The organism is Alkalicoccus luteus, from assembly GCF_012034335.1.
In the GTDB taxonomy this organism is placed as follows: Bacteria; Bacillota; Bacilli; order Bacillales; family Salisediminibacteriaceae; genus Alkalicoccus; species Alkalicoccus luteus_A.
Map to the genome: position 1 here is coordinate 15884 of NZ_JAATHJ010000033.1, position 21877 is coordinate 37760.

Consider the following 21877-nt stretch of genomic DNA (forward strand, 5'->3'; position numbering starts at 1 on the left):
CACTACGATAAGTTATTCAGGAGGCGTCTGCTATGGCCATCCGATACCCAAACGGCAAAAAATTTCAGCCGAAGCGTATCCCCTCTGCTAAAAAAAGCGACTATAAAAAGGACAGCAGTTTCAGCAACCGAGGTATGAGATTTGAAGAACGCATTGAGGAATCCAATGAGTTCTATCTGTCCCGGGGGTTTGCGGTGATTCATAAGAAGCCGACCCCGCTGCAGATCGTCAACGTTCATTACCCGAAGCGGAGTGCAGCGGTCGTGACAGAGGCGTATTTCCAAAAGCCTTCCACTACCGATTTTAACGGTGTCTATAAAGGGTTTCATCTGGATTTTGAAGCTAAAGAAACGCGAAATAAGCAAAGCTTCCCATTGAAAAACTTTCATGAACATCAGCTGCATCATATGAGAGCTGTTACGGACCAAGGCGGAAAAGCTTTTGTACTCGTGCATTTCAGTATGCATGAGGAAGTATTCCTTATCCCTGCTTCTATCTTTATCGCGTGGACAAATAACGAAGAAAAGCGTAAGTCCATTCCAAAGTCCTGGATTGAAGAATCAGGATTCCGCGTCAGCCAGGGATTCATGCCCAGTGTGGATTACCTGTCTGCTGTTGATGAATGGCTCAGTCTTTAAGGCTGAAATTAGAAAGGAAGATGCAATATGGCAGAAAATCTGTCACGAAGTCAGCGTAAAAAATCACGTCGTCCTGATAAACCACAAAAGAAGGCTTCAGGCCGCGGTTTTTTCAAAAAATTGGTTATGGTATTTCTTATATTAATCATGGTTGGAATCATAGCCGGAGGTATTACAGCCTTTGCTATTATACGTGACGCACCAGAGCTTGATCACGAGCAGCTGACGCTGTCACAAAATCCGGAAATTCTTGACATGCATGATGAAATCATTACAACACTTGAAACCGGTGAAAACCGTCGTTCCGCTGATATTGAAGACGTACCTCCCGTGATGATCGATGCAGTGCTTGCCATAGAAGACGCGCGTTTCTATGATCATTTCGGAATCGACGTAAGGCGTCTCGGCGGTGCGATCGTCGCAAACGTCCGCAGCGGATTCGGCAGTGAGGGTGCAAGTACCATTACCCAGCAGGTTGTAAAAAACCTTTTCTTCGATTTCGATAAGACGATTACACGTAAGCTGCAGGAGCAGTATCTTGCACTTCAGCTGGAGCAAAGCTACACGAAAGATCAAATACTCGAAATGTACTTAAATGCTATTTATTTCTCAGATGGCCGCTACGGTATCGTGGAAGCTTCCAACTATTACTTTAGTAAAGATTTAGATGAACTTGATCTTGCAGATGCAGCCTTACTGGCTGGTATTCCACAGCGACCAAACGCACACAATCCTTACAATAATCCAGATTTAGCTGAAAACAGACGTAACATTGTCATTGATCGCATGGCACACTACGGAAAGATTACAGAAGAAGAAGCTGCGGAAGCGAAAAGCATTCCTGTCGAAGAGCAGCTTGAGCGTACTGAGAGGGAACCTAACCAGTACCAGTCATACATTGATCAGGTGCTGGACGAAGTCGAGGAAATTGAAGGCATCGAGGCGAGTGATATCTACACCGGCGGCCTTAAAATTTATACGAATTTAGATCCCGATCTGCAGGAACACGTAGAACGGGTTATGCAGTCTGATGAATTTGTGCAGTTCCCTGATGAACTGATGCAGGCTGGTGTCACCCTGATGGACACGGACAGCGGACAGGTGCATGCGATCGGCGGCATGCGCGAACAGGCAGAAGGTGTACGCATGTGGAACTGGGCAACCAGCCCTTCCCGTCAAGCCGGCTCAACGAGTAAACCGATCTTCGCCTACGGTCCTGTCATTGAACACGAACAGTGGCCGACTGCGCAAATCATAGAGGATGAGGAATACGAATACAATACTGGCGATCCGGTTCGGAACTTCTCCCGCACGTTCCGTGGTGATGTGACCATGCGTGAAGCATTGCGTGACTCTCTCAATGTGCCCGCAGTAAAGGCTCTTCACGAAGTCGGGCTGGATGCATCAGAGTCGTTTGCCGAGGGGCTGGGTATCCCGGTTGAAACAATGGTGGAATCAAATGCCCTAGGTGCAAACGAAGTATCCTCGTTTGAAATGGCGGGTGCCTACGGCGCATTCGGCAACGGCGGTACGTATAACGATCCGCATACGGTGCGCGCAGTGGAATTTCCTGATGGACAGGTCATTGATTTGGCTCCGGAAGGTACGAAAGCGATGGAAGATTACACGGCCTTCATGGTTTCCGACATGCTGAAAGATGTGATCTCAGAGGGAACTGCATCCCGCCTGCAGATGACAGGGTTTGAAGCTGCCGGAAAGACGGGCTCCAGTAACTTCACTCCTGAAGACAGAAGCCGCTATGGCATACCTGAAGGTGCCAATGCGATACCGGACGCCTGGTTTGTCGGTTATTCAACAGAGTTGACTGCTTCTGTCTGGACCGGTTATCCATCATCCAACGATGGATTCATTGACCGGAATAACAATGAACATCACATTTCTCAGGATATATTCCAGGAAGTAATGAACTATGCTCACGAAGGAAGAGATACAGCAGATTTCAGCCAGCCTGATTCCGTTGTTGAGGTTGATGTTGAACGGGCCACTGGTCTTCTGCCGAGCAGTTTCACTCCTGAGAGTGAAATTATCAGCGAGTACTTTGTCAGGGGCACCGAGCCGGGCAGCGTTTCAGAAGAATTTGAAATCGAAGAAGCTTCTGGAATCAGCGGTCTTTCTGCTTCCTACAACGAAGCGGACGATACGATTGAAGCAAGCTGGAGCTTCCCGGAAGATGAGCTCGAATTTTTCAGCTTCCGCATTGAAGTTGCAGATTCGGAGACTGATTTCAGCACTGTTGATACGACAAAGAGCACTTCCTTCTCCTTCTCCAATCCGGCTCCCGGGGAAACCTACACGATCCGCATCACGCCGGTCGACGATGAGGATGATTCGGAAGCTGGTGAATCTGTCTCGGCTGAAGTAACGGTTCCGGACGAAGAAGAGGATGAAGAAAATAATGAAGAAAACAACGAAGAAAATAATGCAAATGAGAATAATGACGCAGATGAAACAAACGAAAACAACGAGAACAGTGACAATAACGAAAACAATGAAGCGGTTGAGGAGCCGGAAGAGAACAATAACGGTACCGACAATGAGAATAATGAATCACCGGAAAATGAAAATGGCAGCAATGAGCCTGAAAACAACACCGGTAATAATGAGCCTCAGAATGATGAAGAATCCCCTTCTGAGAACAATAACAGCAATAATGATAACGGGCCTCCTGAGGATTCACCGGGTGAAGGCGAACCAAACAACAGCAGCAATGACGAAAATGTTTCTGGTCAGGAAGCTGACGAACCTGATAATACAGAAACAGAAAATGAATAAACGGATTAACTATCAAACAAAGGGGCTTTCCAAAATGGAAAGCCCCTTTGCTTACTAATCGCACATTCGTTACATGACACCTTTGTGCTTTCAAAACACATTCGTCGTTACGTCCGCAGTTATAAGCTTAAACTGCGCTGCCGCTTAGTGTATTTACCTGCCGGGCCGGCGCAATAGCTTGTGCTTCATTTCCTTTGCAAGCTTGCAGATTTCGAGTCTGCCGGTAAAGTGACCGGCACGCTCCTGTGCAAATTGAAAGCGCTCCGCCGCATTGACAGGTGCTGCCTGCTGCTCAAAAACAGAGCGTTCAGGGTCATTTTCCTTTTGATAAGCCTTAAGCAGCTGGATCAGAGAAATTGCTGCCTGATTCACTTCTTCAGCTTCAGCGGAGTGGCGCATATGCGTTTCATTCCATCTGTCATAAAATTCCTGATGAAGCGAGATAAGCTTTTGGTTCATTGAGCAGCTGCTTTCTTTTCCCGTTTCTTTCCTTCTCTGCACAAATGAAGAAGCGGGCATTCAGTACAAGCAGGCTTTTGAGCTTTACAGTGATAGCGGCCGAAGAAAATCATACGATGATGCGTATCCGACCATTCTGCTTCAGGAATTTTTTTCATCAATGCTTTTTCCACTTCCAGAACGGAGTCTTTCCACCTGCAGAAGCCGAGACGCTTGCTGACTCGTTCGACGTGTGTGTCAACTGCTATAGCGGGCCTTCCGAATGCTACGGAAGTGACCACATTAGCTGTCTTGCGTCCAACGCCCGCTAATTTTACAAGCTCATCCCGTTCCCTGGGAATCTCACCGTTAAAATCGTCAATCAGGCTTCTGCAAAGCTTCTGAATATTTTTAGCCTTACTCCGAAAAAGACCAATGCGGCGAATATCCTGTTCCAGTTCTTCGAGAGGAACAGCCAGATAATCTTCCGGGGATTTGTATTTCGCAAACAGGGAAGGCGTCACTTTATTCACAAGTGCATCGGTAGCCTGGGCAGACAACAGCACAGCTATTGTTAATTCAAATGAGTTGGAATGGGTCAGCTCACATTCTGCATCCGGGTACATATTTTCCATCGTATTAAGCACTTCTTTGATCTGCGTCCGGTTCAGCATCAGCTCTTTCCCCCTTCAAGCCAGTTGTACCCGGGATGAGGTCTGGCAGCTTTGACAGGCGGTGCCTGGGTGCCTTTTCGCTGGTTACGCACTTCTTCTGTCATTTGCCTTGCCTGTTCCGGTGTTTTTATACCCTTGCGTTTCCATTCAAACAAAATACGGTCAATGTAGCGGAAATTGAGCTTCGACGAAATCACAGCTTCTTTTAAAGCTGATTGAATCAGCTCACACGTGTGTTTATCTTCATCGAGCCACATCGAAATCATTTCCATTTCGATCGAGGAGAGCGGTCGTCCGAATTCTTCCTCAAATCGTTGGAATAATCGTCCTTCTTCGATTTCTGACTGCTCTCGTCCGTCAGCTTCTGAAGGCTGTCCTGCGCTTTCCGCCATTTTGCGGTACAGGGGCTGCAGCGTCATTTCTTCCTGAATCATTGCCGTGCTGCTGCGCGGCTGTTCCTTGATTTCAATCAGTCCTTTGCGCAGAAGCTGGCGAAGGATCGATGAAATATTGTTTTCATCTGCCGTCATTCTTCCCGCGAGCATTTCAGGTGATGGAAACGTTACGCCTTCTTCAGAAAGCTGATGAATATGAAGAACAAGCAAAAATTCTTCATCTGTCAATCCAAGCTGTTTATATGATTTAAAAAAAAGTGCTGGCAGTACAAAAGGTTTTTCCTGCAGCAGATTCAGCAGCTTCTCATCCATGACTATCTTCCTTTCGATTCCTGAAAATTTCTTTTTCGTCTGTACCACTGCAATTCGCTGAACCTGGCGAAAAAAGGAGCCGTCCAATATTATCTGTGCTGGACGGCTCTCACTATAAAATCAGACGGAATGGACGACCTTCAAACAAAAACATTCGTCTTCTTTTGCTTAAGGGTAAAGCCTGTTTAGCAGTCTTGGGAATGGAATAGTCTCGCGAACATGTTCTGTTCCAGAGATCCATGCAACCGTTCGTTCCAGACCGAGACCGAAGCCGGAATGCGGAACAGAGCCGTACTTTCGCAGGTCCATATACCACTGATACGCATCGGCAGACAGGCTGTGTTCGTCATAGCGCTGCTGAAGCAGTGCTTCATCATCAATGCGCTGGCTTCCGCCAATAATTTCGCCATATCCTTCAGGCGCAATGAGATCTGCACAGAGGACAACATCGTCTCTTTCAGGATGCGGCTTCATGTAAAAAGCTTTAATATCTTTCGGGTAATTTGTGATAAATACCGGCTTATCGTATGCTTCAGCAATTGCTGTTTCATGAGGCGCTCCGAAATCTTCGCCCCACGTGATTTCATAGCCTTCATTCTGCAGGAAGGTTATCGCATCATCGTAAGAGATTCGCGGAAACGGCGCCTGGATTTTTTCCAGAACAGCCGTATCTCTTTCTAAAACAGCAAGCTCTTCCTTACAGTTTGTAAGCACAGACTGCACGATCGATGTGACGTAGTTTTCCTGAACTTCAAGACTTTCCTCGTGATCCATAAATGCCATTTCCGGTTCAATCATCCAAAATTCAATTAAGTGTCTTCTCGTTTTTGACTTTTCCGCCCGGAAAGTAGGTCCGAATGAGAACACTTTTCCGAGCGCCATCGCTGCTGCTTCCATATACAGCTGCCCGCTCTGTGACAAGTAGGCATCTTCATCAAAATACTTCGTGTGAAAAAGCTCGGTTGTGCCTTCCGCTGAGCTCGCTGTTAAAATTGGCGGGTCCACCTTTACAAATCCTTCGTGATTAAAGTATTCATACGTGGCCCGGATAATCTCATTTCGAATGCGCATGATGGCATGCTGTTTTTTGGAACGGAGCCACAGATGCCGGTGATCCATCAAAAATTCTGTGCCGTGTTCTTTTGGAGTGATAGGATATTCAGATGCTTCGTGAATGATATCGATATCCGTTACTGCCAGCTCGTAGCCGGAAGGTGCCCTGTCGTCTTTTTTCACCGTGCCGGTGACATATAATGACGATTCCTGGGAGAGCTCTTTCGCCTGCTTAAATTTCTCTTCCCCTACTTCTGCCTTTACAAGGACACCTTGAATAAAACCGGTGCCGTCACGCAGCTGCAAAAAAGCAATTTTCCCGCTTGAACGTTTGTTGGCTAGCCAGGCGCCAAGTGTTACAGATTCATTCTCATGCTGACCAATTTGTTTAATTGTAGTTTTCAATGCGATAACCTCCGTCAAAAAATACGTGCCGGCGTCCTGTTAATAAATTCAGGATCCGCGAGAAGCTGTAAACTGTTCGATTCTGTTAAGAGCCTCTTCAAACTGATCCAGGCTCGTTGCGTAGCTTAATCTGATATTATCCGGTGCTCCAAAACCGCTGCCCGGCACTACGGCTACCTTTGCTTTTTCAAGCAGGGCCGTTACCCATTCATCGGTCGTTTCATAAGGACTGGCATCAACCGCCTGCTTCACATTTGGAAACAGATAAAATGCGCCCTGCGGCTTTTGGCAGGAGAATCCCGATATGCTGTTGAGACGATCAAAAACCTTGTTGAGACGTTCTTCAAACGCCGCACGCATTTTTTCCACAGAGCCATCATCTTTCTCATAGGCTGCAATAGCTCCATACTGAGCCATCACTGCCGGATTGGAGGTAGTGTGACTTGCAAGGTTTGACATTTTTTTAATGATTTCCTTGTTTCCTGCGGTATATCCAATCCGCCAGCCTGTCATGGAATGTGATTTGGAAACGCCGTTAACGAGAAGCGTCTGTTCCTTCAGCTCCGGAGACAGCTGGGCAATGGATACATGCTCAGCACCGTCATAGAGCAGCTTCTCATAGATTTCATCCGAAATAATCAGGATATTATATTTCAGGCAGACGTCCCCTATTTCACGGAGTTCTTCTGCGCTGTACGTCATGCCGGTTGGATTTGAAGGTGAATTGATAATAACAGCCTTTGTCTTATCCGTTACGGCTTGCTCGATCTGGGAAGCCTCTGCTTTGAATCCATTTTGCTCATACCCCTCAACAAATACCGGCTTTCCTCCGGCTATTTTCACCTGTTCAGGATAGCTGACCCAGTAAGGTGTGATGATAATAACTTCATCATCGTCCTGCAGAATCGTTTGAAAAACAGAAGAAAGTGCATGCTTTGCCCCTGTTGATACAATAATTTCGTCCGTACGGTAAGACAGATCATTATCGCGCTTCAGCTTTTCTGCTACTGCCTGTTTTAATGCAGGGAGTCCTGCGGCGGGAGTGTATTTCGTATGACCTTCCCGCATTGACTGGTAGCTGGCTTCAATAATATAGTCAGGTGTATTAAAATCCGGCTCGCCCGCACCGAGTCCGATGACATCGTGCCCCTGCTCTCGTAATTCTTTCGCTTTTGCTGTAATCGCAAGCGTTGATGACGGTGTAATGGATTCTACTTTAGGGGAAAATTGCATCCTTAAAACACTCCTCTGTTTGTAATGAAGTAAGGCTATCTCGATATTCTCGGCGACAGCTCATACCTGCGCAGATAATCGCCGTCTTCAAATGAAACATAGTAATAGCCGAAGCGTCCCTCTGAGTCACGATAGCGGATCTCATAAACAGGCGTATCGCTGATAAATCCGGCTTTGACAGAAACGAACCGGCTTATGTCCGCTTCAGAAGCCGCAATTGATACAGCTTCATCAGCAGAAATGCCATCGTTTTTATTGAGTATGATAACATCACGTTCTGTTTCGTCATCGGATTCTTCTGCTTCGTTCTCTTCGTTCCCACTATTCTCCGTTTCATCGTGTTCTTCTGCCGATTCTTCTTCAGGAAGCGGCTCTTCTACGAAAACATAAACCTCTTCACCGGAAGCATCAACTGCATCGATGACTTGATAGGAAACCGCACCGTGAAAGTAATCGATCTCACGGATTTCCTGAAGCTCATATTCCTGCTCAGCTGCTTCTACAGCAGACGCACGCCGTTCGTCCAGCGGACTGAAAGCAGCGCTGTAAACAGCATAAACAGAAACCGCCACAGCCGCTACACCGGCAAACCCTGCTAAGGTAATTAATTTCTTCATGCTTTATTCACCTGCAGTATCGTATATCGTAAATACCATTTGACTGCTGTCTTTCTCGTCCAGAGCTATACCGAACATCAAATCTCTTTCTTTTAACGTCCGGTTTAAGGAATCGACCATTTTATATGCATCCGGACATTTATTTATCGTGACGCTGTTAAGTAATTTCACCTGATTACTGCTCACGTTCCGTCCTCCTTCTGAAAAGACGCTTAGTTTTTCCGGAACAATTTGTACCGATTTTTATTTTATCATACCTGCTCAAGTCAGACGTTTGATTCTGCAATTTTTCTCCACTCTGCCTCTGCTTCAGCTCTTACTTTTTCTTCGTCCAGCGTAAGCAGGGATCCTTCGCGCATCAACGCTTTACCGTTTGACCAAACATCCGTTATATCTGCTGATTCTGCCGCAAATAGAAGATGATCTGCTGCGCGTTCATGAATGTCAGGCGTCATGTGCAGACGATCTGAACGGATCAGAACGACATCAGCAGCACTTCCTTCTTCCAGCCTTCCGCTGTCGGGAAAACCCAGCATTGAAGCGCCGCTGTTCCAGGCAGCTGACATCCAGTCTTCTGCCTGGACAGCAGTGCTGTTCTCCTCTGTGCCGGCATGTAAGAGGGCAGCAGTCTGCATATCTGCTAACACGCTCAATCGATTGTTGCTGGCTGCTGAATCGGTGCCGAGACCAACTGGTATTCCTGACTTAAGCATCTTTCTGACAGGTGCAACTCCGGAGCCTAGCTTTAAATTGGAGCGTGGATTATGAGATACAGCTGATCTGTTTTCTTTTAGAAGCAGAAGCTCTTCCTCTGTAACATGCACGGCATGAGCGAGCACTGTTTTTGGTGTCAGAAATCCGAGCTCATGCAAATGGCGGCAAGGGGAGACTCCGTGTGACGATAGATGATGCTGAACTTCCTGAGCGGTTTCAGAGACGTGTGTATGCCGGATGACATCGTATTTCTCGGCAAGTTCACCAGCCTTGCGAATAAAATCAGGCGGGCACGTATACAGAGCATGGGGAGATACTGCAGCTTTCAGAAGGCCGCTTTTGTCTGACTGAATCGTCTTAACAAGCTCCTCTGCTGCTTCCAGTCTCTCTGTCCACCGGCCGTCGAGTGCGATCATGCCTCTTCCTAATACAGCCTTCATGCCAACTTCTGTGACCCGTTCAGCAAGGTGCAGCATGTCGAGGTGGTACATGTCCATAAACATAGTCGTTCCGCTTCGGATCATTTCAGCCATGGCCAGATCAGAGGCGGCTCGCACAGTTGTTTCAGTAAATGTTGCTTCAGCGGGCCACATGACTGTCCGGAGCCACTCCTGCAGCGGCAGGCCGCCGCCGGCTCCTCTAAGCAGTGTGCTGCCTGTATGTGTGTGTGTATTAACGAAGCCGGGCGTGACGAGCTTTCCGGAAGCATCGACTACGCTGTCTTCGCGGGTTGGCTGAATGACTGAAGCGATTTGATCTATCGTTTTCCCGGTTATCCGGATATCTTTTCTTTCAGCACGTTTACCCGGAGTCAGCACTACCCCGTTTTTTATGATCGTTGCATTCATTCCTACAGCCCCTTTCTGAACCAGTCCGCTGCCCGGCTTTCCAAATCATGTATGGATTCTTCATAGACAGCGACTTCTTCCGGGAGCGACTTCAAAAACTTTCTGCCATACCTCGCAGTAATAATGCGTCTGTCCATGACAACAATGAATCCGGAGTCCTTTTCGCTGCGGATTAATCTCCCGAATCCCTGTTTAAATCGAAGAACAGCTTTAGGAAGTGACAGCTTCATAAAGGGAGAATCGCCGCTTTTTTTTAGTTTATCTGACTTAGCCTGAAAAACGGGGTCCCCTGGCGGCGGAAATGGAAGCCGTGCCATGACGAGAACAGACAGGTCTTCACCGGGTATGTCGACACCTTCCCAGAAGCTGCTCGTACCAAACAGAATACTCCGATCAAACTGCTGAAACATCTTAACGAGCTTTGTCCTGCTTTTTGACTGAACACCCTGACCAATCAGCAGGTAGCTCTCATCGAGCATCGGCTGAAGCAGGCGGTACGCCCGGCGCAGCATGTCATACGAAGTAAACAGTACCATCATCTTTCCCTGCGTGACGATGGATAGCCTGTAAACCGTTTCAACGAGCGCTTCAATGTAGAGCTCTTCCCCGTCTTCTTTAATAAGCGGCATATCCTCCGGAATGAAAATCGCTGCCTGCTCTTTCCATCTGAACGGGGAAGCTACCTGGAGTGTGCGGATTTCAAAATCTTCAAGTCCGAGCTCCTCGATCATGTACGTAAAGCTTTTATCAACAGTCATCGTAGCACTCGTGAGCAGCACGCTTTTCTTTTTACGGAAAAACCGGTCGGCCAGCAGATGATCGACTTCGGTAGGACTTGAATAGACGGTGATCGATTGTTTTGGTCCTTTTGCAGACTTTTCCAGCCAGTAGACATATCCTTCCTGCTGCTGAAGGATCAGCTTTTCAACGAGGGAAAGCTTATCTTCCAGCTCCTGAAAAAATGCCGTCAGCTTTGGCAGATCTTTCTCTGCAGCTTCCTGCTGCAGAAACACCCATTCATCGAGAATATCCTGCATCACTGCCCGGAACCTGGCAGCTGCATCCTGTACCAGCGCCCACTTACGGTCCATGTGCACTGTGCGGGCTCTGTCGCCGCTCTCTGATGTACCTGCACCGTGAGATAAGTACTGGTACATCATTAAAAATGTATCATGGTATTCCTGTTTGGCGTCTTCAAAGGCTATCGTCAGTCTGTTCAGCCTTTCAGGCAGATGCTCCAGGGCCCGATCAAGCACTCCTTTTTGATCACGTCCTGCGAATTCATTGAGGAGTCTTGCCATATCGGCATATTCGAGTGAGATCCCGAATTGCCTGGAGGCAGCTTCAGATAAATGGTGCGCCTCATCGATCACTGCTTTTCGATATGCCGGGATGACCTGGCTTTCATATGCGATGTCAGTCAGAAGCAGGGCATGGTTTGTAATGATCAGTTCAGCTTCACGTGCCTGCTGCTTCGCACGCTGATAAAAATCCCTGGAAAACCAGGGGCAGTCAGGGCTTGAACAAGAATCCGGATCACTGGCTATCTCTTTCATAAACAAGTGAGATGCCGCAGCCAGATTCAGTTCTTCAAGATCGCCGGTTTGCGTTTCTGTAAGCCATACGAGAAGCTGGGATCTTGCCAGCATCGTTTCATAGCTCTCATGGAGCTGATTTTCCAACAGCCGTTCCACTTTTTGCAGGCAGGCGTAGTGATGTCTGCCTTTTAAAAGGGCTGTCTTCGGTTTAAAGGGAAGCAGCTTTTCCAGCAGTGGAACTTCTTTCTTTAATATTTGTTCCTGAAGCTGGATTGTTTCTGTACTGACCACTATCCGTTCTTTATTGTTCCATGCATGAAGAGCTGCAGGAATCAAATACGCAAGCGTTTTTCCGGTACCTGTGCCAGCTTCTGCCAACCCTGTTTCATTTTCCGAAAATATGGTGTCCGTAAAGGTCATCATTTCCGCCTGTCCTGAGCGGAAAACGTATCCCGGGAAGACAGCTTCCATTTTTTTCGACTGCTTGAAAGTCGACAGCACATCTTCAAGCAGCACTGGCTCTGATCGGTCCCCGCGCGGAGAGGCTGCTGGTTTCTTAACGGCAATCCCCCGATACGTTTCTATCCCGTTATGTTCCGTTTCTGCCGCTTTCTCGTAAGCCTCCGCCACGAGTGGATACATATCACTTTTCCAGCTCGTAGCAAGCGACAGAAGATGTTTCAAAGCTGCAGACGGCAGCTGCTGTAATTTAGTATGTATGCGGAGCCATAAATCGGCAGCCGCTTCCGCATCACTGTCAGCCTGATGTGGATTCTGATGCGTTATTCCAAGTGATGCAGAAAGTTCTCCAAGCCGAAAGCTGTCCTCAGAAGGAAAAAAAATGCGGCTTAATTCTACTGTATCCACAACCGGTCCTTCAAAAGGCAGATACCCGGCTTCTTCCAGTGCTTCATTTAAAAAGGGAAGGTCAAAATCAGCGTTATGGGCTGCAAAACAAGCATCCGATAAATCGGTAAGCACCTCAGGTACGATATCCTGAAATGCAGGAGCTCCTTCCAGATCCTCTAATGAGATACCGGTAAGCTGCTGCACAAATTCAGGAATCTGATCCGCTCCATTGATAAAGCTTGAGAAGGTCTTCACTTTTTCTCCATTCTCAAGCACTACGTAAGCAATCTGGATAATCTTGTCACCTGCTGCCGCTGACACACCTGTTGTTTCCAAGTCCATTACCACAAATTTTGACAACGTCATTCCCTACCTTCTGCATAGTACTGTAAGCCCTCAGCGTATTGTTCCGGCAGGCTCTGTTCCCATTTTCTCTGTTACTCTGTTCTGGTCATCGAGAATCGCCACATTGGGTACATGTTTGGCCGCCTCTTCTTCCGACATCCACTTGTAAGAAATAATAATCACCCGGTCACCCGGCTGAACAAGTCTTGCAGCCGCTCCGTTCAGACAGACGGTACCGCTGCCGCGCTGCCCGGAAATAATGTAAGTCTCGAGACGCGCACCGTTGTTGTTGTTTACTACTTGTACTTTTTCATTTTCCAAGAGCCCTACCTCATCCAGCAGATCCTGATCAATCGTTATGCTGCCTACGTACTGCAGATTAGCTTCCGTTACAACAGCCTGGTGCAGTTTAGCCCCCATCATTTCACGAAACATGCTCTTCTTCCTTTCTGGTCCACATAATATTGTCAATCAGACGTGCGTGATCGTATTGAACTGCACAGGCCAGCAGCATTTTTCCTTGATAATCATCGGCCGGCAGTTCAAGCTCAGGGTACGTTCTCACCTCTGCATATTCCACCTTGCCATTTACTGAACGCTGCAGCATCCCGCGTCCGGTTTCGGGTGAAAACGGATCTTGTTCATACACTGCTTTCATCTTTTGCAATGCCCGGTAAATCTCAGGCGCGTCGGCTCTCTCTTCAGGATTCAGCCGAACATTTCTTGAACTCATTGCCAAGCCGTCGGATTCACGTACAGTTGGCACTGTAACAATATCTGTAACAACATGATAGTCCTGCACCATGTTCTCCACTACCGCCGCCTGCTGCGCATCTTTACGACCAAAATAAGCTCGTTCAGGTGCAACAATTTGCAGCAGCTTCATGACCACAGTTGCGACTCCGTTGAAATGCCCGGGACGGTGCGCTCCGCAAAGAACATCTACCCCTTTTGTTACATGAATATACGTAGACATTCCATCCGGTCCTGCCGGATAAAGCTCGTTTAAAGCAGGTAAAAATAAATAAGCCACACCCGCGGCCTCTGCCTGACTAATATCGTCGTCAAGCGTTTCCGGATAGGCATCGTAATCTCGCTTGTCATTAAACTGCAGAGGATTTACAAAAATACTCATAACAACTGCATCATTATTTGCGGCTGCTTCTTTGACGAGGGCAAGGTGGCCCGGATGGAGAGCACCCATTGTAGGAACGAATGAAACAGGCCTCTCTTCTCTCTGAAGCGCAGTTCTCAGCTCATGAATCGATTTTATCAGCTTCATTTCTTTCCACCGTAAAGTCCGCCAGGATGTTCGAGCGGTTCAAACGTATGTGACGTATCCGGAAAAACACCAGAGCGGACTTCTTCTGTATAGCTAAGCAGTGCCTGTTCAATGAGGCTTCGGGCATCCGCATATTGTTTAACGAACTTCGCCTGTTTCCCGCTGAATTGACCAATGATATCGTGATAAACAAGTACCTGGCCATCTGTAAAACGGCCTGCACCGATGCCGATCACAGGAATTTGAAGCAGTCTGGCAGCTTCCTCCGCTGTCTCCTCCGTTACACATTCGAGTACAAGCATAAATGCCCCGGCCTTCTCCGCCTCCAACGCTTCCTTAAGAAGCGTTTCTCTTTCTTCCTGTGTTCTACCGCGCACGCGGTATCCTCCGTCGACGCCGACCGTCTGCGGTGTGAGTCCTAGATGAGCACAAACCGGAATACCGCCTTCTGTGAGCATGCGTATTTTTTGAAACACGCTTCCTGCTCCTTCAATTTTGACAGCGTCAGCGCCCCCCTGCTGTATAAGGCTAAGCGCTGCATCGAGGGTGCGGTCTTGTGAACCTTGAGCAGTAAGAAATGGCATATCCGTTACAATGAACGTGTCTCTGGCTCCACGTTTGACTGCGCGCGTATGATGTATCATGTCTGCAGTCGTCACATCTGTTGTCGTATCGTAACCGAGTACTGTCATACCTAGCGAATCTCCAACAAGGATGAGATCCACTCCGGCTGCTTCTGCTGCTTCAGCGCCGGGAGCATCGTAAGCCGTCACCATTACGCATCGTTCGTTTTGCTGCTTTTGCTTTTTAAATCCAAGTGTCGTTTTTTTCACTTTATTTCCCCTCCGCTCTGAAAGAGAAGGGCTGCGCATGATGCGCACCGCCTTCTGTCCCCGTCCATTTAAAAGGATCGAGGCAGACATAATAAATTTGTCTGACCATGCTGGTACAGCTCCAGTAAAACAGATGCTGTCCAATCGTCATTATAGCAGAATCGTTACCGCGCGTCGAAATTCATGTGATGTCGATACCACCTGAAACGATCGAATGGACCTCGCCGTCTTCGGTTTCTATCAGCAGTGTTCCATCAGCTTTAATTCCTTTCATCATTCCTTTTAGCTTTCTGCGGTTTTGAACGACAGTAACCGGCTTTGGATGGGAGAGCGCGTGCTTTTCCCACACCGGTCTGACAGCTTGAAATCCTTCATGTTGAAACTGCTCCATTCTTTCATGAAGCCTGGATAAAAGCCGGAAAGCTGCTTCTTCCCGGCTGACAGAAGAGCCTCGAACGATGGCAAGCGAGGTAGCAATGTCTTGAAGTGCTTCCGGGAACTCTCTAGTATTCACATTGATGCCGATTCCCATAACTAAAGAAGAGACACGGTCCTCCTCTCCCTGCATTTCCGTCAAAATGCCGCAAACTTTCTTTCCGTTTAGCAAAATATCATTCGGCCATTTAATTTGAGGTGTAAAGCCGAGCTCCTCCAACGCTTCTGCTGCTGCCGCTGCGGCTGTCAATGTAGCTGTCGGCGCCTCCCGCATATCCATTTCCGGACGAAAGATAACACTGATCGCTAAAGCGGTGCCGAACGGTGTACTCCACGGACGTCCGAGTCTTCCTCTCCCGCCAGTCTGCTCATCCGCTGTAACAGCTGTTCCTGCAGGTGCCCCTTCGGCTGCAAGACGCATTGCTTTCGTCTGAGTTGACGGGAGGCTGGCGGTATGGTCAATAGTAATTGGTATACAAGCTTCATTCAGCCGAGCCTGCAGTTTATCCGGAGACAATACAGCCGTTTCATCCACGAGCAGATAGCCGCGGTTTCTCACTGCTTTAATGTCGTAGCCCATTGCGCGCAGACTTTGAATATGTTTCCAGACTGCTGTTCTCGATAAATTCAGAGAGCTGCTGATCTTTTCACCTGACACGTAGGTGGATGACTGTCTCAGCAACTTTAGTGTTTCTTCTGCTCCCATTTTTTTCTCCTCTCTTTTGCATAGCGTAGCAAGCTCTCACGTTCATTCGTACCCCCATTTAACACAAACTTTTCACAAGCTTCGACTATATTTTTACGCTCTGACGCGGGAAAAAGCGCGATATCCTCTCCAAGCAGAGCGAGATCCCTGCGATGCTTAATCGGAAGCTGCGCGAACTGCTCTGCCACTCTTACAGGTCCCTTATTTACAGGAAGCAGCTCTGCAGCAGCAGACGCTGCCTCTTCACCTAAGCGGTATAACGCTTCATCCGACCACGGGTATGTAAGTTTTGCTTTTGAAGCTCTCGCCACTGTCTTTCTGACGCGACGTCCGTATCCAAGTTTCCGCCCTTTCCGATCGTTTCCTTCCGTAAACAGTAAACTCCACGCCAATTCAGACAGCGGAAAGTCGAACCGGTGTTTATGAATAAGACTGTCAGGCGAAAGGTGATACGGCTCAGGCAGGAAAGCGGTGCGTTCTGCAACTAACTCGAGCAGGGCAGAAGAGACAACGCACGGTCTCAGCGCAGAAAGTTCCTTCTGAACACGCTCCGGAGCAGCATCAAATCCACCGGCGAGCGCTCGAAAAGTCTTATCCAACCGATTATCGGGTGTAAATCCTAAACACAGCTCGAAGCGGATCATCCGAAACAGTCTCAGCATATCCCGTTGAAACATCCGTTCGGGATCACCGGGAGCCGATAATCGTTTTTCTTTAACAGCACGCTCTGCACCAAACGGGTCTATCAGCGCTTTGCCGGCATCAAACGCTGCTGCATTACAAGTGAAATCACGCAGGGCCAGGTCATCTTCTATGCGCGTCCCTTTGAGCGGAGTCACTTCAAACGGATTTCCGTTCGAAAAAACAAGAAATGTATCATATCGTTGACCGACGCGCACTGTGCGGCCGAACAATTTCCGCCAATCTGCTTCAGTGGCAGAGGTGACAATATCGACATCAGCCGGTTCTTTGCCCATCAGCGTATCTCTGACTGCTCCGCCGACAATCCAGGAATCCCATCCGGATTTTTTAACGGTGTTAAGCAAGTTAAATGCAGATGAAACTGCTGCATTCATCGGTTACACGCCTTCTGATAAACGTTCACATAGTCATCAACAATCGCCTGCTTATTAAACTTAACAGCAGTTCGTTTAACTGCATCTTCACCCATCTGTTTACGAAGGGACGGATTTGTAAGGATGTGAATGGCTTTCCGGGCGGCTGCTTCTGTGTCTCCGACAGGAACGACGTAACCAGTTACCCCTTCATCGATTACTTCAGGGATTCCCCCGGCATCACTGCCGATAACCGGCACTCCGCACGCCATAGCTTCGAGCAGCACGAGTCCAAAGCTTTCTTTTGAGGATAATAAAAGCTTCACATCGCTGATGGACAAAAGCTCGGCAACTCGTTTTTGTGTACCTGTAATATGTACCCAGGGTTCTAAACCTTCCTGCCTGACCATCGAACGAATAACTGGCAGCTCCGGTCCGTCGCCAATTAACAAAAGCCGCACATCCATATGCCGGCGTACTCGAATAAACGTTTCCACGACGTCCTCTACCCGTTTTACTTTACGAAAGTTGGATACGTGTGTCATGACCGGCACATCAGATGGAATGCCCAGAGACTCCTTTAACCCCGTATCCGGACGTTTATAATATACGCTGTCATCCACAAAATTGTAGACTGGTGTGATTTGTTTCGTCGTGTGAAGCAATTCGTGAGTCTGTCTGATTAAATCATTGGATACTGCGGTCACTTCATCAGACCGCTCAATCCCAAAGCGGATAATGTCACTTAGTGATGGATCATAGCCGAGTACCGTAATATCAGTTCCATGCAGCGTCGTTACAATCTTTACCGGATGGTCTGTCATTTCACGCGCCAGAAATGCACTCACTGCATGCGGGACAGCATAGTGAACGTGGAGCACATCGAGTTTCTCCTGCTTAATGATATCGGCCATTTTACTAGCCAGCGCGAGATCATACGGTGGATATTGGAACACCGCATAGGAATTCACCTGTACCTCATGAAAGTAGATTCCATCCTGTGCTTCATCAAGCCGGTAAGGGATACTCGAGGCAATGAAGTGAACGTCATGACCGTTTCTTGCCAGCGCTTTTCCGAGTTCGGCTGCGATCACACCGGACCCTCCAACAGTAGGATAGCATGTAATACCAATCTTCATGATAAATCAGCTCCTGTAGAAAAAAGCGGCAGTTTTTCTGCAGTGAATCCTTCTGCAAAGGTTACGCCGGCTTCTCTTCCTGTCAATCTGTCTCTCGCCTTCACGTCCTCCATGTATCCGTTCGTCAATGGCGTCGGCACGCCTCCTTCCATCTTTTCAAACTGGGACCGGTAGCAGTCAAGTGCTTCATATTTCCGGTCAGCCCAGCGTGTGATATCAACGGCTGTCTGCGGATTCCCTGGACCGTTAATTTGATAGTAAAACAAGTTTTCAGGCCTGTAGGCAGCTTCTTCGGCATACCGGTGGATTCCGCTTGTAAAAAAAGCTTCTCTGACTATATCTGAACAATGCCGATGATCCGGGTGTCTGTCAGCAGCAGATGGAGCGAAAAGCCAGCGGGGACGCCAGGCTCTTATTAGCCGTACGATCTCATCATGCACGTCCCGTTCGTCCAGGCGAAGTCCTCTGTCTGCGAAAGAAAGTATGTGTGACGTTTTCACTCCCAGAACGTCTGCCGCGGCGGAAGCTTCTCGCGCTCGAAGTTCCGGATTTCCATTTGAAGAAAGCTCTGCTGCTGTGAGACTTACAAATACAACCTCCGTCCCTGCAGCCGAAAGCTTTGCTGCCGTTCCGCCCATGCCAATTTCAATGTCATCCGGATGTGCACCAATACAGAGAATCGTGTCAGTCATGCCGGTCGCCTTCCGTTCTTTCGGCTATAACCCGACGCCACTCCAGTTCTCCCCGCTTGAGTGCATTTACGAGCAGTTCAGCTGTCGCCATATTTGTTGCAAGCGGAATGCTGTATACATCTGACAGGCGGATTAATGCATTGATATCCGGCTCATGCGGCTGAGCAGTCAGCGGATCCCGGAAAAAAAGCACAGCATCCATTTTATTTTCTGCGATCATCGCGCCGATCTGCTGATCTCCTCCAAGCGGTCCGGATCGAAACATATGCAGATTCAGACTCGTAGCTTCCATAATACGTTTTCCTGTTGTACCGGTAGCATACAGCGTATGACCTGAAAAAACTTGCTCGTAGGCCGTCATAAAAGCGACCAGATCATCTTTTTTTTCATCGTGTGCAATACAGGCTATATTCATTTTCGTTCCTCCCGTTCAAAATATCAGGCATTCCAGCTCGTTAATCGATCAAATTTTCCAGGCCGTAAACCAGTCCAGCAGAAACTGTCACGTGCTCCACCGCCATTTTAACTCCAGGCATGAAAGAAGCTCTGTTCAGCGAGTCATGCCGAATTGTTAACGTCTGACCTTCACCGCCAAATATGACCTCCTGATGCGCGACTCGGCCGGGGAGGCGCACGCTGTGAACTTTCATGCCTTCGTAGTCCGCTCCTCTTGCCCCTTGCCATGCTTCCTCCTCATCCGGATGACCTTGTGAGCCAGCCGGCCTTACAGCAGAAATCATCTGTGCCGTTTTCATGGCAGTGCCGGAAGGAGCATCAAGCTTGCGGTCGTGATGCTGCTCAATTATTTCTACGTTCGGCATGTATTTCGCCGCCATTACCGATAATTTCATTAACAAAATGGCGCCGATTGCAAAGTTTGGGGCGATAACCGCGCCAAGTTCTTTTTCTTCTGCGAGTTCTGATAACACGTTAATATCATCATCTGTAAATCCTGTTGTGCCCACCACAGGTCTGATCCCGAGCTCCAGAGCACGGCGCAAATGCTTTTTACCGGTTTCCGGATTGGTCAGATCAATCAGAACATCAGGCTTGTTTTCAGCAGCTTCATCAAGCGTTTCATAAACCGGAATCTGCAGGGGCTCCATCGTTTCCGTCTCCTGCATAGTCATACCGCCAAACTTGTAGTCAATCACTCCGGTCAGCTGCATGTTCTCTTCACGCTGTACGAGCTTTACCGCTTCTCTTCCCATGTTGCCTCTGGGGCCTGCTATCATAATTGTTATCACTGTTCATCCTCCACCTTTGTCCATCTGTCTTTATCTCTAGTTTCAAATTTATGCATAACGAGATTAAATGCTTCTTCTAAATCAATATCCAGCGAGTTAGCCAGGCAAATGAGCACAAATAAGATATCCCCGGTCTCCTGAGTCAACGTTTTTTCTTCTTCTGAATCTTTTTTAGGCTTCTCTCCATAGTAGTGGTTCACTTCCCGCGCAAGCTCCCCCATTTCTTCTGTCAGTCTCGCCATCATTGCCAGCGGAGAAAAATACCCTTCTTTAAATTGACCTATGTAAGCATCTACTTCAGACTGCATCTGTTCCATCGTTTTCTTATCCATTTTAAACGCTCCTTTCCATCATATACGGCTAAATCAGATTGCCAGCCGTCCGCAACTGTCATATAATTAACGGCGGCGGAGGTGATTGTAAGTGATTGCCAGAGTGCATATCAAAAACATCTTTTTTATCTTAGTAGGAACTGCGATTTTATCTTTCGGACTTGTCTATTTTAACATGGAAAACAACCTCGCTGATGGAGGTTTTACCGGGATTACGCTCATTTTGTTTTTTGTTTTTGACATTAATCCGGCTTATTCCAATCTGCTGTTAAACATTCCACTGTTTATTCTTGGCTGGAAAGTGCTTGGCCGGAACGCGTTTATCTATACACTTATCGGCACCGTTGCCCTGTCTTTGTTTTTATGGCTGTTCCAGGCTTATCCGGTGATGTCGATTCCGCTTCAGGATGATCTGACGCTTGCTGCGCTGTTTGCGGGCGTATTTATCGGGGTTGGACTTGGTATTGTATTCCGGGTTGGAGGAACGACCGGGGGAGTGGATATTATCGCAAAGCTCGGCTTCAAATATTACGGGTGGAGCATGGGACGCACGATGTTCGTTTTCGATGCTGCCGTGATCACAACGTCCCTCGTGTATTTAGACTACCGAGAAGCAATGTATACGCTTGTGGCTGTTTTTGTAGCTGCTAAAGTGATTGATTTTATCCAGCAGGGCGCTTATTCAGGGAAAGCGGCGATGATTATCAGCAGCAAGGTTCCTGAGATCGCGGCAGCAATATCTGACGAGATGGACCGCGGTGCAACGCTGCTCCAGGGAAAAGGCTCCTTTACCGGTGACGCTCGCGAAGTTCTTTACTGTGTCGTCGGTCGAAATGAGATGGTCCGGCTGAAAAACCTGATCGCTCGCACGGATCCGCATGCTTTTGTGACGCTGCAGGATGTACAGGATGTTATGGGCGAAGGATTTACGCTGGACGAAAAGAAGCGTCCAATCGAAATATCATGACGCACACCACTCAGCTGATTGTCTGAAAACCGATCAGCAGCAATCTTCATTTTTCACTTTTCATAACGTTGAGGGGCTCTTCCATAGGAAGAGCCCCTCGCAGAGTGTGGATAAAGTCATCTTAAGTGAATAACGTTGCATCTGCCTGTATCTGCGGACACTCGCTTTCCGGAGGGAACGGTCTCGGCTAACCGCTTCTTCCTTTCGTCAGAAGCGCTGGATCTTCGCCTCGTTCTGATCCTCCAGGAGTCGAGGTCCTCCGATGTCGGCAGCTGGCAGTGCGTTTCACGTGCCTGGTTAGGACTTCACGATCAGCTTTCATACAGATAGAACCTTC

The 21877-nt window shown here is 48.0% G+C and carries 22 protein-coding genes; 3 read left to right on the forward strand and 19 right to left on the reverse strand.

The features are described 5' to 3' along the window. The first annotated feature begins 32 nt into the window (after window positions 1-32). Complete coding sequence (gene recU, locus HCN83_RS15230) at window positions 33-638, forward strand: Holliday junction resolvase RecU (RefSeq protein ID WP_168008811.1); 606 nt, start codon at window positions 33-35, stop codon at window positions 636-638. 126 nt (window positions 639-764) lie between these two features. Beyond that, window positions 765-3431, forward strand: a complete 2667-nt coding sequence (locus tag HCN83_RS15235) for a penicillin-binding protein 1A (protein ID WP_168008813.1) — start codon at window positions 765-767, stop codon at window positions 3429-3431. A gap of 153 nt (window positions 3432-3584) precedes the next feature. Here HCN83_RS15235 and HCN83_RS15240 read toward each other — a convergent pair whose 3' ends face one another. From HCN83_RS15240 to HCN83_RS15330, 19 genes are all read right to left on the reverse strand, one after another. After that, window positions 3585-3890: a YpoC family protein gene (locus HCN83_RS15240; RefSeq protein WP_168008815.1), complete on the reverse strand. Its 306-nt coding sequence runs from the start codon at window positions 3888-3890 to the stop codon at window positions 3585-3587. After that, window positions 3887-4543, reverse strand: a complete 657-nt coding sequence (nth, locus tag HCN83_RS15245) for an endonuclease III (RefSeq protein WP_168008817.1) — start codon at window positions 4541-4543, stop codon at window positions 3887-3889. Before nth ends, HCN83_RS15240 begins: the two co-directional genes overlap by 4 nt. Beyond that, window positions 4543-5250: a DnaD domain-containing protein gene (locus tag HCN83_RS15250; protein ID WP_168008819.1), complete on the reverse strand. Its 708-nt coding sequence runs from the start codon at window positions 5248-5250 to the stop codon at window positions 4543-4545. The genes nth and HCN83_RS15250 overlap by 1 nt, the downstream gene beginning before the upstream one ends. 168 nt (window positions 5251-5418) lie before the next feature. Next, entirely contained in the window at window positions 5419-6708 is a 1290-nt protein-coding gene (gene asnS / locus HCN83_RS15255) for an asparagine--tRNA ligase (protein ID WP_168008821.1), read from the reverse strand. A gap of 48 nt (window positions 6709-6756) precedes the next feature. Then, window positions 6757-7941, reverse strand: a complete 1185-nt coding sequence (locus HCN83_RS15260; protein WP_168008823.1) for a pyridoxal phosphate-dependent aminotransferase — start codon at window positions 7939-7941, stop codon at window positions 6757-6759. Between the two features lie 35 nt (window positions 7942-7976). After that, window positions 7977-8558, reverse strand: coding sequence for a DUF5590 domain-containing protein (locus HCN83_RS15265; protein WP_168008825.1), 582 nt, complete (start codon window positions 8556-8558; stop codon window positions 7977-7979). Window positions 8559-8561: 3 nt separating this feature from the next. Continuing rightward, window positions 8562-8729, reverse strand: coding sequence for a YpmA family protein (locus tag HCN83_RS15270; RefSeq protein WP_425483635.1), 168 nt, complete (start codon window positions 8727-8729; stop codon window positions 8562-8564). Between the two features lie 95 nt (window positions 8730-8824). Continuing rightward, window positions 8825-10120, reverse strand: a complete 1296-nt coding sequence (locus tag HCN83_RS15275; protein ID WP_168008829.1) for an amidohydrolase — start codon at window positions 10118-10120, stop codon at window positions 8825-8827. A gap of 2 nt (window positions 10121-10122) precedes the next feature. Continuing rightward, window positions 10123-12873, reverse strand: coding sequence for an ATP-dependent DNA helicase DinG (gene dinG, locus HCN83_RS15280; protein WP_168008831.1), 2751 nt, complete (start codon window positions 12871-12873; stop codon window positions 10123-10125). 30 nt (window positions 12874-12903) lie between these two features. Further along, complete coding sequence (panD, locus tag HCN83_RS15285) at window positions 12904-13287, reverse strand: aspartate 1-decarboxylase (RefSeq protein ID WP_168008833.1); 384 nt, start codon at window positions 13285-13287, stop codon at window positions 12904-12906. Continuing rightward, a complete protein-coding gene (gene panC, locus HCN83_RS15290; RefSeq protein ID WP_168008835.1) occupies window positions 13277-14134 on the reverse strand; it encodes a pantoate--beta-alanine ligase in 858 nt (285 codons plus the stop codon). Before panC ends, panD begins: the two co-directional genes overlap by 11 nt. Next, window positions 14131-14967, reverse strand: coding sequence for a 3-methyl-2-oxobutanoate hydroxymethyltransferase (gene panB, locus HCN83_RS15295; protein ID WP_343033750.1), 837 nt, complete (start codon window positions 14965-14967; stop codon window positions 14131-14133). Before panB ends, panC begins: the two co-directional genes overlap by 4 nt. A gap of 181 nt (window positions 14968-15148) precedes the next feature. After that, a complete protein-coding gene (locus HCN83_RS15300) occupies window positions 15149-16108 on the reverse strand; it encodes a biotin--[acetyl-CoA-carboxylase] ligase (RefSeq protein WP_168008839.1) in 960 nt (319 codons plus the stop codon). After that, the gene (locus tag HCN83_RS15305) at window positions 16087-17184 is read right to left on the reverse strand and encodes a hypothetical protein (protein ID WP_168008841.1); all 1098 of its coding nucleotides are present in this window, start codon (window positions 17182-17184) and stop codon (window positions 16087-16089) included. Before HCN83_RS15305 ends, HCN83_RS15300 begins: the two co-directional genes overlap by 22 nt. Beyond that, window positions 17181-18302 (reverse strand): N-acetyl-alpha-D-glucosaminyl L-malate synthase BshA, encoded by a 1122-nt coding sequence (gene bshA, locus HCN83_RS15310; RefSeq protein WP_168008843.1) that lies wholly within the window; start codon window positions 18300-18302, stop codon window positions 17181-17183. Before bshA ends, HCN83_RS15305 begins: the two co-directional genes overlap by 4 nt. Beyond that, a complete protein-coding gene (gene bshB1 / locus HCN83_RS15315; RefSeq protein WP_168008845.1) occupies window positions 18299-18994 on the reverse strand; it encodes a bacillithiol biosynthesis deacetylase BshB1 in 696 nt (231 codons plus the stop codon). Before bshB1 ends, bshA begins: the two co-directional genes overlap by 4 nt. Continuing rightward, a complete protein-coding gene (locus HCN83_RS15320; protein WP_168008847.1) occupies window positions 18987-19409 on the reverse strand; it encodes a methylglyoxal synthase in 423 nt (140 codons plus the stop codon). Before HCN83_RS15320 ends, bshB1 begins: the two co-directional genes overlap by 8 nt. A 40-nt stretch (window positions 19410-19449) precedes the next feature. Further along, a complete protein-coding gene (gene dapB, locus HCN83_RS15325; protein WP_168008855.1) occupies window positions 19450-20229 on the reverse strand; it encodes a 4-hydroxy-tetrahydrodipicolinate reductase in 780 nt (259 codons plus the stop codon). Window positions 20230-20237: 8 nt separating this feature from the next. After that, the gene (locus HCN83_RS15330) at window positions 20238-20573 is read right to left on the reverse strand and encodes a nucleotide pyrophosphohydrolase (protein ID WP_168008849.1); all 336 of its coding nucleotides are present in this window, start codon (window positions 20571-20573) and stop codon (window positions 20238-20240) included. Window positions 20574-20664: 91 nt separating this feature from the next. On the opposite strand from HCN83_RS15330, the gene HCN83_RS15335 reads away from it, so the two are divergent. Further along, the gene (locus HCN83_RS15335) at window positions 20665-21540 is read left to right on the forward strand and encodes a YitT family protein (RefSeq protein ID WP_168008851.1); all 876 of its coding nucleotides are present in this window, start codon (window positions 20665-20667) and stop codon (window positions 21538-21540) included. The last annotated feature ends 337 nt before the right edge of the window (window positions 21541-21877 follow it).